General features: G+C 62.9%; 14 protein-coding genes. 10 read left to right on the top strand and 4 right to left on the bottom strand.

The window, feature by feature from the left end:
• Positions 1-116: 116 nt before the first annotated feature.
• On the top strand, positions 117-1,796 hold the full coding sequence (locus tag ACSVHC_RS01510) for a thiamine pyrophosphate-dependent enzyme (RefSeq protein ID WP_439180499.1): 1,680 nt from the start codon (positions 117-119) through the stop codon (positions 1,794-1,796).
• Positions 1,797-1,875: 79 nt separating this feature from the next.
• Positions 1,876-3,360 (top strand): NAD-dependent succinate-semialdehyde dehydrogenase, encoded by a 1,485-nt coding sequence (locus tag ACSVHC_RS01505; RefSeq protein WP_439180498.1) that lies wholly within the window; start codon positions 1,876-1,878, stop codon positions 3,358-3,360.
• A gap of 587 nt (positions 3,361-3,947) precedes the next feature.
• Here the strand turns inward: ACSVHC_RS01505 and ACSVHC_RS01500 are convergent.
• The 4 genes from ACSVHC_RS01500 to ACSVHC_RS01485 form a co-directional block, all read right to left on the bottom strand.
• A complete protein-coding gene (locus ACSVHC_RS01500; RefSeq protein ID WP_439180497.1) occupies positions 3,948-4,367 on the bottom strand; it encodes a hypothetical protein in 420 nt (139 codons plus the stop codon).
• A gap of 929 nt (positions 4,368-5,296) precedes the next feature.
• Entirely contained in the window at positions 5,297-5,551 is a 255-nt protein-coding gene (locus tag ACSVHC_RS01495) for a MarR family transcriptional regulator (protein ID WP_439180496.1), read from the bottom strand.
• 169 nt (positions 5,552-5,720) lie between these two features.
• Positions 5,721-6,827 carry an oxidoreductase gene (locus ACSVHC_RS01490; RefSeq protein ID WP_439180495.1) on the bottom strand — a complete coding sequence of 369 codons (1,107 nt, stop codon included), beginning with the start codon at positions 6,825-6,827 and terminating at the stop codon, positions 5,721-5,723.
• A complete protein-coding gene (locus ACSVHC_RS01485) occupies positions 6,824-7,564 on the bottom strand; it encodes an SDR family NAD(P)-dependent oxidoreductase (protein ID WP_439180494.1) in 741 nt (246 codons plus the stop codon). The genes ACSVHC_RS01490 and ACSVHC_RS01485 overlap by 4 nt, the downstream gene beginning before the upstream one ends.
• Before the next feature lie 239 nt (positions 7,565-7,803).
• On the opposite strand from ACSVHC_RS01485, the gene ACSVHC_RS01480 reads away from it, so the two are divergent.
• The 8 genes from ACSVHC_RS01480 (at position 7,804) to ACSVHC_RS01445 (ending at position 15,856) form a co-directional block, all read left to right on the top strand.
• Complete coding sequence (locus tag ACSVHC_RS01480; RefSeq protein WP_439180493.1) at positions 7,804-8,325, top strand: nuclear transport factor 2 family protein; 522 nt, start codon at positions 7,804-7,806, stop codon at positions 8,323-8,325.
• A gap of 194 nt (positions 8,326-8,519) precedes the next feature.
• Positions 8,520-9,527: a sugar ABC transporter substrate-binding protein gene (locus ACSVHC_RS01475; protein ID WP_439180492.1), complete on the top strand. Its 1,008-nt coding sequence runs from the start codon at positions 8,520-8,522 to the stop codon at positions 9,525-9,527.
• A gap of 91 nt (positions 9,528-9,618) precedes the next feature.
• Complete coding sequence (locus ACSVHC_RS01470) at positions 9,619-10,419, top strand: ATP-binding cassette domain-containing protein (protein ID WP_439180491.1); 801 nt, start codon at positions 9,619-9,621, stop codon at positions 10,417-10,419.
• The gene (locus ACSVHC_RS01465) at positions 10,416-11,519 is read left to right on the top strand and encodes an ABC transporter permease (RefSeq protein ID WP_439180490.1); all 1,104 of its coding nucleotides are present in this window, start codon (positions 10,416-10,418) and stop codon (positions 11,517-11,519) included. The genes ACSVHC_RS01470 and ACSVHC_RS01465 overlap by 4 nt, the downstream gene beginning before the upstream one ends.
• The gene (locus ACSVHC_RS01460; protein ID WP_439180489.1) at positions 11,516-12,265 is read left to right on the top strand and encodes an SDR family NAD(P)-dependent oxidoreductase; all 750 of its coding nucleotides are present in this window, start codon (positions 11,516-11,518) and stop codon (positions 12,263-12,265) included. Before ACSVHC_RS01465 ends, ACSVHC_RS01460 begins: the two co-directional genes overlap by 4 nt.
• Positions 12,265-12,777, top strand: coding sequence for a nuclear transport factor 2 family protein (locus ACSVHC_RS01455; RefSeq protein WP_439180488.1), 513 nt, complete (start codon positions 12,265-12,267; stop codon positions 12,775-12,777). The genes ACSVHC_RS01460 and ACSVHC_RS01455 overlap by 1 nt, the downstream gene beginning before the upstream one ends.
• Positions 12,774-15,038, top strand: coding sequence for a glycoside hydrolase family 3 N-terminal domain-containing protein (locus ACSVHC_RS01450; protein WP_439180487.1), 2,265 nt, complete (start codon positions 12,774-12,776; stop codon positions 15,036-15,038). Before ACSVHC_RS01455 ends, ACSVHC_RS01450 begins: the two co-directional genes overlap by 4 nt.
• A 29-nt stretch (positions 15,039-15,067) precedes the next feature.
• Positions 15,068-15,856, top strand: a complete 789-nt coding sequence (locus tag ACSVHC_RS01445; protein ID WP_439180486.1) for an SDR family NAD(P)-dependent oxidoreductase — start codon at positions 15,068-15,070, stop codon at positions 15,854-15,856.
• The last annotated feature ends 1 nt before the right edge of the window (position 15,857 follow it).

The following is a 15,857-nucleotide window of genomic DNA, read 5'->3' as shown; positions in this document are numbered from 1 at the left end:
TGATCTGGCTTCCTCGCTTGATATCCCTAGGAAAACAATGCCTTTTCCCAAACGGGCACAGCCCCGATTCACATCATCGAATCTCCCCGCACTGACCCCTGAAACGAGGCGACACAATGACTGAAATACTCGTCTCCGCCGCCCGGGAGACCGATGTCCGCGGACACGAAAAGTCCGCCGGCCATGTCATCGTCGACACACTCCAGGCACACGGGATAAGGCGCGCCTACGTGGTGCCCGGGGAAAGTTTCCTGGATGTGCTGGATGGATTGCATGACTCGCCCATTGAGACTGTGGCTTGCAGACATGAAGGCGGCGCCGCCTATATGGCAGAGGCTGACGGGAAGATGAACCAACTCCCCGGAATCGCCATGGTTACCCGTGGACCCGGTGCAGCCAACGCCCATGTCGGGCTGCACACCGCGTGGCAGGATTCGACACCGATGGTTCTGTTCGTAGGCCTCATCCCGTTCGCCCACCGCGACCGGGAAGCCTTTCAGGAATTCGACATCAAAGCCTGGTTCGGGACGGGCGCCAAGCGTGTCATGGTTCTTGACCACGCCGAGCGGGCCTCCGAGATCGTCGCAGAGGCGATGTTCGCCGCTCAAAGCGGCCGGCCAGGTCCTGTCGTCGTCGGGCTCCCAGAGGACGTCATCCAGGAAAAGATCCGACCCGACCTGCATCCTCCAATCCCGGTGGCCGCCGGGGGCATGACCACAGCCGACGCAGAGGCCCTGGGCGCAGCCCTGGCAGCCTCCTCAAAACCCCTCTTCGTGACGGGCGGCAACGACTGGACACAAGAAGGCGCGGACCGCCTGACGTCGTGGTTGGAAAAGCACTCCTTGCCGGCCGCTGCGGAGTGGCGCACGGAAGGCACAGTTCCCTTTGACTCGCCCTCCTACGTTGGCCCCATCGGCTACGGCCGACCTCGACCAACGTACGACCTCCTCGAAGAAACGGACCTGCTGATTTTTATCGGCACCGTTCCTGGCGATGTGATCACGGACGGCTTCCTGTGCCGCCAGGACTGGAACAAGAAGAACTTCCTCGTCACCATCGACCCCTCCCTGCGGGGTCGCTCCGGCTCCGTGTCGTGGCAGATCGTTGCAAAACCCGACGTCTTCGTGCGTGACCTCGTCAAGATGGACCTGGAAGTCAAGGACGAATGGAAAGCGTGGACCACCAGGATGCGCGCGGAGCAAAGAGCCTTCGCGGAGCTACCGTCCGCCGAGCCGGGCCCCGGCTCGGCACGCATGGACACGCTCATGGCCAACCTTGTACCGGCACTGCCTTCAAACGCCATGGTTACTTTCGGGGCAGGCGAACATACAAACTGGGCTCACAGGTACTTCCCGACGCGGCGTTACGCTTCCATGATCAGTGCCCGGAACGGATCCATGGGTTACTCCATTCCCTCCGCCATCGCCGCATCTTTGGCGCACCCTGGACGCTTGATTGTTACCATCGCCGGCGATGGCGAGTTCCTCATGAACGGCCAGGAACTCGCCACCGCAGCGCAGTACGGAGCTACGCCGTTGGTCATCGTGATGGACAACCAAGAATACGGGACCATCCGCACGCACCAAGAACTCCAGTACCCCCATCGCGTGTCCGGAACCCAGCTGAAGAACCCGGATTTTGCACTCATGGCAAGGGCTTTCGGCGGCTTCGGAGTCAGAGTCGAACATGATAGTGACGTCCCCGGGGCCGTGGAAGCAGCTTTGACGGCGATTGAAGACGACGGCGTGTTTGCATTGATCCATCTCATTGTCGAGCAGAGGGTCAAAGCCTACTAGTTACCTCGATCAATCTGCCCGCCGCTTGAACGGTAGATTTCCCAACTCCCTGAGTTCATTTCTACGAATGGAAGAAACCATGCCTGTTACACCAAATCAAGAGCTCGAACTCTTGAGTTCAATCCAAACCGGTCTGCTAATTGAAGGGGCATGGCGTCCAGCCGTCTCGGGCACGACGTTCGATGTTGAGGACCCGGCCACCGGCAAGGTGCTGTTGAACGTGGCTGATGCAGGTCCCGAAGACGGGATGGCAGCCTTGGACGCCGCGGCCGCGGCCCAGGAGTCCTGGGCGAAAGTTCCGGCGCGCGAGCGCGGTGAGATACTCCGCCGCGCCTTTGAGCTTGTCACTGCGAGGGCCGATGACTTTGCATTGCTGATGACCATGGAGATGGGCAAGCCTTTGGCAGAAGCCCGCGGAGAGGTAGCGTATGCCGCTGACTTCTTGCGCTGGTTCTCGGAGGAGGCCGTGAGGGCCTTCGGACGCTACTCAGTTGCTCCCGACGGCAAGTCCCGCCTACTGGTCCAGAAGAAACCAGTCGGACCTTGCCTGCTGATTACGCCGTGGAATTTTCCTTTGGCCATGGCCACACGAAAAATCGCCCCGGCCGTAGCAGCGGGCTGCACCATGGTGCTGAAACCGGCCAAACTCACGCCGCTCACCGCGCACCTGTTTGCCCAAGTCATGCAGGAAGCGGGGCTGCCCGCTGGTGTCCTGAACGTCATTTCTTCCTCCAGCGCGGGCGCCACCACAGGTCCCCTGATCAAGGACCCACGTCTGCGCAAGCTATCCTTCACGGGATCCACCGAAGTCGGTCGGCGCCTTCTTTCCGACGCCTCGCAAACGGTGCTGCGTACGTCGATGGAACTCGGTGGCAACGCCCCATTCGTGGTCTTCGAGGATGCCGACTTGGACTCGGCGGTCAACGGTGCCATGCTGGCCAAGCTGCGGAACATGGGGGAGGCGTGCACGGCAGCTAACCGCTTTATCGTCCATGAAGCCATAGCCGAGGAGTTCGCCCGGAAGTTCGCCGAGAAAATGTCCGCGATGACCACGGCCCGCGGCACTGAGCCCGAATCCAAGATCGGTCCTCTCATTGATGCCGAAAGCCGTGACAAGGTCCACGAGCTGGTGTCCGACGCCGTTTCCAATGGCGCCCTAGCCTTGCTAGGTGGTGCCCCGGCGGACGGCCCCGGCTACTTCTACCAGCCAACCATCCTCACCGGCGTCACCGAGGACGCGCGGATCCTTTCCGAAGAGATCTTCGGCCCCGTCGCCCCGATCGTGACATTCTCCACGGAGGATGACGCCGTCCGACTCGCCAACAACACGGAATACGGGCTGGTGGCCTACGTCTTCACCAAGGACCTCAACCGGGGCATACGGATGGGGGAGAAGCTCGAGACCGGCATGCTTGGACTGAACTCCGGCGTGGTCTCCAACGCTGCAGCACCGTTCGGCGGCGTGAAACAGTCTGGTCTGGGCCGCGAGGGCGGCCTCGAAGGAATCGAGGAATACCTGTACACCCAGTACGTGGGGATCTCCGATCCCTACGCGGACCAGTAGCCAAGCTCAATGAATCCACGCGGAAGGGACAGGACCGGACCGCCGACTGTCCCTTCCGCATGGCCCATGAGTCTGCCACCACGCCAGAAACCTTGGCCCAACGATTGGTACACAGCAATGATGCAACCCGTTCTTCAGCTATTAAGACGACTCAAATCCGCTTGGTCGATGGAAAACCTGGTTTCCCAGGACACCTGGAATCTACCGATCCCCTTGGAAGTCAGCCTGACCGATTTGAAGACCTCTCACGATCTTACGGCCGGTGCAACCGTCGGACTGCCCACGGACCTGGGCGACTGCCGGCCGGACCCTCAGGAAAGATAGCTCTGGCGGATCCGGTGAATTACGGGTTGCAGTATGGGTGGGGCTAGGACCATGCGATCCCGCGGGGACGGCCGCCGATCCCCTGGGCGCCGGCCCCGATCCGGGAAGCGGGCAGGATCGTTCACCACGCCGATGTAATCGCCCTTGACGGCAAGTCCCTCCGGACCCGAAGCATCAACCAGAACCGCTAAACTATCGACCATCCCTTCATGCACTTCTTCACCGTCGAAACTCGTGCACTTCCAGGCTGGCGTTAACAGAAATTACATCCACTCCGAGCGAACGAATCCTTCGTCGCGCTTTGCCGGTGCGACCGATACCTCCCCGGCCCTGACGCGTTCCATTGCAGTGCGAGTAGTTTCCACGATTTCATCGACGGTGGCGTACAAAACCTTGAAGTCTCCTGATGCGAGTTCGTCCTCTGAGATGCCGGCTCCCTGGAGTAGTTGGGGAATGTCGCGGAGAGATGACGACAGCCACTGGTACGGGTCTGTGGAGAGTGAGTCGTCGAAAATGCGACTGTTCGGCCCCCAGTCGTTGAAGGTTGGGTCGTAGTGGATGCGGTCGAAATGCGCTTCGTTGGGTTCAGCGGTTTCGAGCAGATCGGCGCGCCAGAAGGGCCTGCCCAGGTCGATCGGTGTCCCTGAGTAGATTGAACCCTTCAGGGGAGGTCGCTCCAGCACGCGGAGCTCGAGCCTGATTCCTCGCTCTGCTCCTTCCCACCGCGAGGGCGGCGTCCCTGCGGCCGACTCCTTCTTGGCGCAAGCGCAGGTAGCGAAGCTGCTTCACCAATGAGCCTCGGACACCGATGGAAGTCAGGCCGGCGGCCGTGGCCCAGTTGGTGCAGGTGGGAGGGGTTCAGGGCGAGCTGCCTAGCGGTCAAGGTGACGCTGCCGACCTTCCGCAGCACGCCCAGGAACTCCTCAACAACCGCCGCTGGGTGGGGACGCGCAGTGCCTGCCTTCGCGGTTCGCGTGGCCCGCTGCTTCCCGGCCGCAACGTTGACCTTGCCGGCCCAGTTATGCGCGGTGCTGATGTTCAATCCCAGTTCCTCGGCCGCCGCGGTGATGTTGCCGGTCCGGTCAGGGACGGCATGGAACTGCTCCTTGCCGACCTTGGTGTACTGACGTCAAGGCCCGATCTCGGCGGCATTCGCCCACTTCTGGCACGTGCTTCGGTTAAGCCGAGCTCCTTGGCTGCCGCAGCGACCGTTCCCAAGCGCGCCACGGCGGGCAGAAAGCCCCCCGTTGGGCACGGGTATGCGACTGTTGGTGACGTTTGCCGGGCCAGCCGCCCGCGGCAACAGATCTGTCCGGCGAAGGCAATTTTTTCGCTATGGAAGAGCCATTTTCTGAGGGTGGTTCCATTGTGTTGCAACTCCCGATTATTCGGGAGGTTGCAACGAGCGCTAGAACTCAAACCAGCTGGCCGCCGGCGGGCACAAATGCTGGCCATCTATGGGCAACTCTCAATGGCCGTTAACACCAGTCAAAACAGATCTGGCTCGGTTGCTGCCGAGTTCGTGCGTGCGATCTGTACCGCGCAGGATCTGGGTGCAAGGAGCCCGACACCGGTACTTATCAGGATTCGCGGGAACTGCTCCCCTTACCCCCTAATTACTCAACGATACGAGCTTGGCTCTGCGATTCGAACTCACCGTGGGGTACGTGGTGATGCAGTTTTCGCTCTGCAGAACCTTTACCAGATTCGAAATCGTCGCAGTCGAAAGACCGGTCCGTTGGGCAAGCTGCCGCTGGGTTGCCGGGCCGTTGACGACCAAATCATTGAGCAGTAGCTCCTTGTTTCGTTGTCGCCATGCCGATGGAGAACCAGGGCCGTTGACTGCGGCGGCAACGACATCGTTCATTTCCGCTGTTCCTTCCTTTGGCGAGATAATCCCTGTCAGCACGAGTCGTGGGGCCCGCACCCCACCTCATGGTGAGAGCCACGTCATTCGATGTGCCGGACTGGGCTGATGTAAAAGACTTCGAAAGAACGGTGATCCCCTCGGCCACAGTCGAGGGGATCACCATCGATTACCACAGGACGTCTTCGCGCTCCCGGGAGTAGTCCTTCATTGCGTCCGACTGGCCTGCTTCGAATCGAGTGACCCAATCCGGGTTTGCAAGGAGCGCTCGGCCCACGCCAGCAAGATCGAAGTCGCCATCGGCGAATGCGGCCTCGGCTGCCTTCAGGTCAAGGGTCGGCCGTCGCACCGTCGATTCACGGTCGTACTCCCTGTGAAGCCCGATCGAGCCGGTAGCGATGACGGGCTTGCCGGAGAGTTCGCGCACCCATTTCGGGAACGTCCACTCGGAGACATCGAACGGAGGGACCCAGAACCGCCGAGTCGATGCATGGAACACGTCGACCCCGGCCTGAGAGATCGGCTCGAGGATGGCGGCGAGTTCGTCAGGGGACTCGCTTGTCCGGGCCCCATAGTTGCCGATCTTCCACTGCGAGAGGCGGAAGACGATGGTGAAGTCATCTCCGACGGCTGCGCGCGCGGCTGCGACAACCTCGGAGGCAAAGCGTGCACGAGCGCGGGAGTCGCCTCCGTACCGGTCAGTACGACGATTCGTGAACGCCCACAGGAACTCATCGATCAGGTAGCCGTGAGCGGCGTGGATCTCGATCCCGTCGAACCCGAGTCGTCGCGCTGTGGCCGCGGCCTGCGCGTACGCCTCGATGATCTCGTCGAGGTCTTCGATCTTAGCGGCGCGGCCGTGCGGTGTTCCGGTAAGAGCGAGTCCGGAGGGCGACACCGTCAGGTGGATGTCGTCCACTGGGTATTCGATTCCCCGGTCGGCGCCCACGTGCCAGAGCTGGGGGATGATCTGTCCGCCTTCTGCATGGACGGCGTCGACCACATTGGCCCAGCCGTTGAGCGCATCGTCGCCGTAGAAGTGGGGGACTCCTTCGACAGCGCCCGAGGTCGGATGACCGATGTAGGTTCCTTCGGTGATGATCAGACCGACGCCCGACGCCGCACGGCGAGCGTAGTAGGCAGCGACGTCGTCAGTCGGGACGCCTCCCGGTGAGAACTTGCGTGTCATCGGGGCCATGGCGAAGCGATTGCGCAGGTGGAGCGAACCGAGATCGAACGGGCTGAAGAGCCCTTGTTCACTGGTGTTTGAGCTCATGATGCCAGCCAGCCTCCGTCGACCGGGTAGACGGCGCCGTTCACGAAGGAAGCGTCATCGCTGGCGAGGAATGTCGCCACCGTCGCAATCTCGCGCGGCTGCCCGATCCTTCGAGAGGGCACGTTGTCCATTCGATCCTGCTGGAGAGCGTTCGTGTGCTTGCCATCCTCCTTGATGTGATCGGCCAAAGGCGTCACGATCGCACCGGGCGCGATCGCATTCACCCGGATTCCGAGGGGGCCGTATTCGTAGGCCATAGCGCGTGTGAAGCCGGCGACCCCGGCCTTCGAGGCGGTGTAAGCACTGTTTCCGCCACCCGCGACGAAAGAGGCGATAGAAGCCGTATTGATGATCACGCCGGTTCCTTGTCCGACCATCACAGGCAGAACGGCGCGGCTCATTAGGAACACGCCGTCGAGGTTGACCGAGAGAGTTCGGCGCCAGTCTTCCAGCGTCAGGTCCGCAACGGGCGTGTTGTACCCCAAGGTGCCGGCGTTGTTCATGAGGACATCGATCCGGCCCGAACGCTCGAGCACCTGCTCAACGGTCTGGGTGACCTGGGCCTCGTCGGAAACGTCGCACTGCAGACGCCAGGTCGAGCCGCTCGCGTTCGTCTGCGGCCGCGCGCGGTCGAGGATCGCCACTTGTGCGCCTTCACCTTCGAAGGCATGCGCCATCGCGGCGCCGATGCCCGAACCTCCTCCGGTCACGACGACCGTCTTTCCTTTGTAACGCATCCACTTTCCCTTCGTCGGATATGCGCCTCTGGGGCCGGCGCTTGACACGGCCGTAGGCGCTCCCTAGTGTTGACACGAGTCTAGTGGCACGTGTCAAGTTGGCCTTCCGGGTCCATAACTCGCCTCAGCGCCGCCTGCAGAATTCATGGCTGCTGGCAGAGCGGATGACGGCCGCGAAGCAGCGTGTCGGCTCCTAACCCCCATCTCTCGAGATCTACCCCAACCAGAAAGGCATTCTCATGGCCCTCGACTACACGGACTACGAAGAGATTCGACAGCTGCTCTACAAGTTCAGCTGGGCGCTCGACTGGGGTGAGGTTGAGTCGATGCGCCCTCTTGTGACCGATGATGTCGTCCTGACGACCGAAGGGATGCCGCGCGGAGCGGAGAGGCATTCCGGGGAACTGCGTGGACCGGAGGGCTTCGTCGCATTCGCTGAGAGCGTCTTCGGAGGCTGTCGGGGCCTCACCAAGCACATCAACACCAACCAGATCATCGACGGCGACGGCGACCGCGCGACCATGAAATCGTACGTGAGCGTGTTCCGCGCCGGCGTCGTTCCCGAAGCCGGCATCATCCTCACCGGTGCCTGGTTCGACGATCTCGTCAAGGTTGACGGGGTGTGGAAGTTCGCAAAGCGCCACGTGATCGCCGACCCGGTACGAGAATTCGGCACGGACACCCCGGACGTCATGATCGTCGCCCGTGAGCGTGTCGTCGGGGGAATCGATCGCGACCGCCTCTTCGCCGAATACCGGTAAACGGTAGGGCGCGGGCGCGGACCCGTCCGAGCCCCATCAAATTGTCTCTTGTGACGCAACACACTGTTCAGCTACACTTAACATTACTGATGCGGATAAGTCGCTCGAACCTAATCGCCGAAACCGCCGCACCAACGGCTCCAAAAATGCCAGAACTCCGCGGGCCCGGACCGCACTCTCAAAGAGGAGATCACATGAAAACACCGAACCTCTCGCTACTCGCTACCGGCGTGGTCGCGGCGCTGGCGCTGGCCGGCTGCTCGTCCGGCGGGGGAACCCCCAATGCTGCGGGCGACGCGAAGAAGACGGTCACCATCGCCGGCGTGTACGAGAACACTTCGGACGCTTTTTGGGGATCATTCATCTGCGGCGGAAAGGCGACCGCGAAGAAGCTCGGCGTCGATCTGCAGGTGTCGTCCATCCCCACGGCGGACAACGCGAAGCTCTCTCAGACGCTCGACACCGCACTGCTGACGAACCCGGAGGGCGTGATCTTCAGCCAGACGGACTCGGCTCCGTGGGGCACTAAGGTTAAGAGCCTGATGTCGCAGGGCACCCCGGTGATCACCACGAACGCCGACATGCAGAACGACCTCACCTACGTCACCGCGAACCAGGACGGATCCAAGTACGCGGGCGACGTCGCGGCCACGGTCAAGGGCCTCACCGGCAAAGCCGTTGTCATGCAGGGCCTCGCCGACGCGTCCTGGCAGAACCAGCGCAGCGACGCCATTCTGGCATCTCTCAAGAAGGCGAACCCCGACCTCAGTTGGCTCGGCAACCAAATCGATGGCTTCGACGTGAACAAGGGTACCCAGCTCATGTCGTCGCTCATCACCGCTAACCCTGACCTCAAGGTGATCCTGGCCGTCGCGGGCCCCGAGGGCCAGGCTGCGGCCGCCGCCGTGCAGCAGACCGGGGTCAAGGGCATCAAGATCATCGCCTTCGACAGTGTTCCTGCAGAGATCCAGGCGCTCAAGGCCGGCATCATCAGCCTGATCATCGCTCAGCCTGCGTACAAGCTCGGCGGACAAGCCGTCCAGACAATGTACAACTTCCTGACGGATGGAAAGTACCAGGCCGGTCAGGCTGTGCAGTCCAACGCAATCGAGCCGGTGACGGCCGACCTCGGGTTCATCACGCCGCAGAACGTAGACTCGCCGGCGTCGAAGGACTACATCTACGACCCGAACTGCAGCTAGTCCCCGCATCCATGCCGGGGCCGTCGCCTCCGGCGCGGCCCCGGCATGGGGATTGCGGACAAGCAGGAATCACTCACCAAAGGAGATGAGAGTGACGAACAACAGCTCAAGTGCACCACCACCCTCCACCCACCGCAAGGTCGCGCTTGCAGGGCACAACATCGCCAAGCGATTCGGACACGTCAACGCGCTCATCGATGCAAACGTGACCGTACACGCCGGGGAGGTCGTGGCGCTTTTCGGCGACAACGGTGCCGGAAAGTCCACCTTCCTCAAGACTCTGCTGGGGGTCCACCAGCCCGACGAGGGGAAGATCATCGTCGACGATCAAGAAGTCGAGATGAACAGCATCCGCGACGCGCAGAACCTCGGAATCGACTGCGTGCACCAGGAGCTCGCACTCGCTCCGGACATCTCCGTCGTGGACAACATGTTCCTGGGGCACGAGGAAATGCGCCACGGCGGGCTGGGTCTCCTCGGCGCCCTGTCCCGTAAGGACATGACCGAGAAGGCCGATGCTGCTCTTCGGGAGCTCTCGATCAACCTTCCCTCGCTGAAGATCGCGGTCCGTGATCTGTCCGGTGGCCAGCGTCAGGCGGTCGCCGTCGCCCGAGCTGTCATGTGGTCGCGCAGCGCACTGCTCCTGGACGAGCCGACTGCCGCTCTCGGTGCCCGCCAAAGCGAGATCGTCGGCGACATGATGCGCACGGTCGCTTCGCGGGGACTCGGTGTCCTTTGCGTATCCCATGATCTTCCGCGCGCACTGAAGTTCGCGGACCGGGTCGTCATCCTTTGGCGTGGCGAGACGGCGCTCGACGCGCCGGCGGCCGGGCTGACCGTGCCCGACGTCGTTTCGACAATGGTCGGTTACAAGAAAGAGGAAGCAGCATGAGCTCCACCAAAGTCACTCCGCCGACCGCGGGGGATGTGACCACCCGGCCCACAGACGCCCGTGCCATCGCGGAGGCCCCGTTGTGGCGGCGCGCCCTCACCGGCAGCGCCACTTGGGTACTGGGCTTGGACATCGTCCTCGTCCTCCTTTTCACTCTCATGTCGCCGAACGGCGTGTTCATGTCCCTGAGGAACGCGCAGAACCTACTCCTGAACGGCTCGGAGGGACTCCTCCTGGCACTAGCGACAGCGGTTCTCTTGGGCGCCGGCCTGATTGATCTGTCGGTCGGCGCAAACCTTGTGCTGTCCTCGGTGATCGGCTCGATCGTCACGGTGAGCGTCGCCGGTGGCCACGTCTCCTTGGTCGGCAGCGACAATGGGGGCGGCAACTTCACCAACGTGCCGCTTGCGATTCTGCTCGGCCTGGTGGCCTGCATCGGAACGGGCGTGGTCTACGGCCTCGTAAACGGTCTCGTGATCACGTATCTGCGGGTGAACTCGCTAATCGCAACACTCGGCACAATGAGCGTCGGCACCGGCCTGACCCTGCTCATCACCAAGGGCTCAGACATCGCCGGCCTGCCGGGCGACCTTCAGACCGGATTCGGGCTGTCCAAGATCGCTGGGGCGATCCCCCTTCCTGCGGTGGTCGCACTGGGCATCGCCGTTCTGATCGGTCTCCTCATCCGCTTTACCCGGTTCGGCCTGCGCACCCTGGCGATCGGCTCGTCGAAACTGGCTGCTGACCGCGCGGGTATCAAGGTGCGCCGGCACACGATCCAGCTGACGCTCTTGGCGGGTGGACTGGCCGGTCTGGCCGGGTTCCTGAGCCTCGCGCACTTCGGAAGCACCTCGATCAACGGTCACGTCAACGACCCGCTCGCGGCGATCACCGCAGCTGTCATCGGTGGCGCGGCGCTAACCGGCGGACGCATCAGCATCGTTGGAACCGTCTGGGGCACCGCTCTGGCCATGATCCTGCTTTCGGGCCTCGTCGTGGTCGGTGTGAGCTCGTTCTGGCAGCTCGTCGTGATCGGGATGATCCTGATCATCGCCGTCGCGGTCGACCAGCTCCGGAACCGCCGCCGGGAAGACCGGTGAGGTTCCTCGGCCGACGGGTGCTCGTCACCGGCGCCGGAAGCGGCATGGGAAGATCACACGCCCATGCATTCGCCGAAGAAGGTGCTCGGGTCATCCTCGCCGACGTCAACGTGAAGCAGGGTCGCGAGGCGGCAGCTGCGATCCCCGGCTCGGAGTTCGCACGACTCGACGTGACGAGCGAGGCCGACTGGACTTGTCTGGCAGAGCGGTTGGACCAGAACGACGGGATCGACGTCCTGGTTAATAATGCCGGTGTGGTGATCGATTCGCCGGTAGATGAAATGACCCTCGACGCGTTCGCGAAGGTCATCGACATCAATCTCGTCGGCGCCTTCCTGGGCATCCGCACTTTTCTTCCGCGCATGGCCAAGCAGCGCCACGGCGCGATTGTGAACATCGGATCGATCGCGGCCTTCGCCGGACACCGAGGGAGCGTCGCGTACGGCGCCAGCAAATGGGGCCTGAGGGGGCTCTCCAAGTCGGCGGCTTTGGAAGCCGCAGGGTCGGGGGTGAGGGTCAACACCGTCCATCCAGGATTCGTGCGGACTCCCATGACCGCCCGGGTGGACGAGGCAGCGGTCTCGACCATGCCGATACCACGCTTCGCCGAGCCGGCTGAGATCAGCGCCGCCGTTCTGTTCCTGGCGAGCGATGATGCGTCGTTCTGCACAGGATCGGATCTCGTCGTCGACGGCGGCTTCACGGCCGGCATCGCACAAATCTCAAGCACTAAGGATTACATCTAATGACTCTTTCTGTGGAGGACCGGCTCGGCATCCAGGAGCTGCTCACCAGCTACTCCCACGGTCTCGATTTCGGTCTGGAAGGCAAGTTCCTCTCTTGTTTCAGCCCCACCGGGCGTCTACTCATCACGGGAATCGGCACCGCCGGAAACGTCGGTGACGTGAGCTTCACCGGCCCCGACAAGCTGGCGGGGTTCCTCGATGACCTCCACCGCGGCCTGCTTGGGCATTCCCGGCACTGGGTCCTCCCCGTGGAGATCCAGTCGACAGGGGAGGACGAGGCGTCGGTCACCGCATATTGTCAGGTGCTTCGGCCCGGAGAGTTCCCCGGCGCTGGCATCACCTTGACCGGGATGTACTACGACAAAGTCGAGAAGTTGGACGGCCGATGGGTGTTCCGGCAGCGCGAATTCCGCGCAGACCCCCAACCGCAGCATGCTTCAGCGACTCCGACCGATTCGCTCGTGGCCAGGTTCGACGCTGCCTTGCAGTCGGGCGAGCGAACCTCCCGATGAACACTTCAACATCTGCCTTCGTGGAAGCCGCTCCCTCAGTCCAGAAGCGCGTGAAGCGGCTTCTCGCAGCCATGACCCTGGAAGAGAAGATCGCTCAGCTCACGCAATACTTCTACTTCCAACTGCCTCCCCACGCCGAACCCGCACTGGACTTCGATGCTGATGAGCAGCCGCTCATGGTCGAGGAAGCGATCAGGTCAGGTTCGGTCGGCTCGCTCCTTTTCGTGAGCCGGGCCTCAGAGATCAACCGTCTCCAGCGCATGGTGATCGAGGGGAACCGGCTCGGTATCCCCGCCCTGTTCGGTTTCGACGTGATCCACGGGCTTCGGACGATTCTTCCTGTGCCGATCGCCTTGGCCGCAAGCTGGGATCCCGTCCAGGTCGAGGCCGCTCAGCGCGTGGCCGCGCGAGAGGCACGTGCGGTAGGGATCAACTGGACGTTTGCACCGATGATCGACATCGCGCGGGACCCGCGCTGGGGCCGGATGATCGAGGGCGCTGGCGAAGACCCATTCCTCGGCTCGGCGATGGCGGCCGCGCAGGTGCGGGGATTCCAGGGCCAAGCCCTCGATTCCGCCGACTCGGTCCTCTCCGGTCCCAAGCACTTCGTCGGGTACGGAGCGGCGGTGGGTGGCCGCGACTACGACGAGGTGGACCTTTCCGAGTCCTCCCTGTGGAACACTTACTTTCCGCCCTTCAAGGCCGCCGTCGATGCCGGTGCAGCGAACATCATGACGGCGTACATGACGCTGAACGGTATACCTGCGGCGGGATCTCCGTGGCTGTTCGACGATGTCTTGCGCAAGACCTGGGGCTTCGAAGGGTTCGTCGTCAGCGACGCCAACGTGGTCAAGAACCTGGTCACGCATGGGTTCGCAGCAGATGCCCCCGACGCCGCGGAGCGCGCATTGCGAGCGGGAGTGGACATGGAGATGGCGATCACCGATCCGGCCTACTCGCATTTGGCTGACCGGGCGGCAGCAGAGCCTGAGCTCGTCCGGCTCATCGACGAGAGTGTGAGCCGGGTTCTGACCGCGAAGGCGCTTTCTGGCGTCCTGGATGCACCGTTCGTCGACGAAGACAATGCCCGCCGTGTCCTTGCCGACCCGGAGCACCGTCGAGTTGCGCAACGCGCAGCCGAGCGATCCGCCGTGCTGCTTCGCAACGAGGGAGAACTCTTGCCGCTGGATGCGGACTCGCTCACTTCCGTCGCGGTCATCGGCCCTCTTGCCGATTCGGCCCGGGACACCATCGGACCCTGGGTCTTCGACTACGATCTCGACGAGACGGTGACCATCCTCGAAGGGATCCGGAAGCGGGTGGGAGATACGGCAGCGGTCCATTACGCGCCCGGAATCCCCGTCGTTCAGCGCGCACACGCGTCGATGTTCGATCAGTTCGGCCGGAACCGTCCATCGGACGCAGACGGGTTCGATCCCGATGCGGCTTTCGCCGACGCGATCGCCTCCGCACAGGACGCGGACGTCGCGATCGTGGTGATCGGCGAATGGCAGAACATGGTCGGCGAGGCTGCATCTCGTTCGTCACTGGAGCTTCCGGGCGAGCAACTTAAGCTGTTGCAGGCCGTCGTCGCCACGGGTACCCCCACTGTTGCGCTCGTCATGAACGGCCGTCCGCTCGACCTGCGTTGGGCTGCCGACCACGTCCCAGCCATCCTCGATATCTGGTACCCCGGCACTCGCGGCGGAGATGCTGCCGCTGCGCTCCTGTTCGGAGATGTCTCACCCGGCGGAAAGCTGCCCTTCTCCTGGCCGCGAAGCGTCGGACAGGTGCCGATGACCTACTCACACACCAGGTCGCACGAGCCGCAGAACCAGTGGCGCCGGTACTGGGACGAGACGAACACGCCTCTGTTCCCCTTCGGCTTCGGGCTGACCTACGGCCCGGTCGAGTACTCCGAGATCGAGCTTGATCGAACGAGCGTCGGCCTCGACGAGACCGTGACTGCGACGATTCGGATCACGAATCAGGGGGCGCGTCCGGTCGAGGAAGTCGTGCAGCTCTACCTGCACCAGCAGTACGGTGCTGCCGCACGCCCTGTCAGGGAACTGAAGGGCTTCCATCGCGTCTCGCTGGAGGTCGGGGAGACGCAGGAAATCACCTTCGCTCTCGACGCGGAGTCACGCACGTATTGGAGCTCCGCCACACGCGGCTGGGTCAGGGATGTCTCGCGCTTTGACGTGTGGATCGGCGGCAGTTCCTCAGCAGAAACCCACGCCGCCTTCGAGACCCACCCATGACGATGACGAACGAAACAGGAGCAAATCCGATGTCTCTCCCTTTGAAGAACAAAGTCGCCGTCGTGACGGGCGGACGACAGGGGCTCGGCTACGGTGTCGCGGAGGCGCTTGCCGCCGACGGCGCGACAGTCGTCATCGCCGACGTCGAACCCGCCGACGACGCAGTGCTCGCGCTGCAGGCCGCCAGCGGCCGTGCTCACGCTTCTCGCGCGTTGGACGTGCGCAGCGGAACCCAGTTCGAGGATCTCGTCCGTAGCGTCGCTGAGGAGCACGGGACACTGGACATCCTGGTGAACAACGCCGGCGTGTCCCAGCCCCAGGTTCCCATCACCGAGACGACGGACGAGACCTTCCAGCGTGTGGTGTCGATCAACCTCGAAGGCGCTTTCTACGGGGTGCGTGCTGCCGGACGATTGATGTCCGAGCAGGGCTTCGGAAGGATCATCAACATCGCGTCGTATCTTGGCCGACGCGGGATGGCGACCTTCGGCGTCTACAGCGCAAGCAAGGCCGCAGTCATTGGTCTCACCCAGGCCGCAGCGGAGGAACTGGGGCCAGCTGGGGTGACAGTGAACGCGATCTGCCCGGGCACCATGTGGACCCAGCTCATGTTGTCGACCTTGCCTGCCACGACCGGTGAAGCGAACCCGGACCCGGTGAAGTTCAGGCGGGAGTATGCCGAGGCTCACATCCCGGTGCGTCGGCTCGGCCTACCCATCGACGTCGGTGCCCTCGCAGCATGGCTAGCGAGCGACAACTCAGCGTTCATGACTGGTGCCACCTTGAACCTCACCGGAGGAGAAGCCGTCTACTTCTGAG

It is taken from the genome of Arthrobacter sp. KNU-44, from assembly GCF_051843155.1.
Lineage (GTDB): Bacteria > Actinomycetota > Actinomycetes > Actinomycetales > Micrococcaceae > Arthrobacter.
The sequence above is the reverse complement of the archived record's forward strand: the minus strand, read 5'-3'. Positions and strand labels throughout refer to the sequence as shown.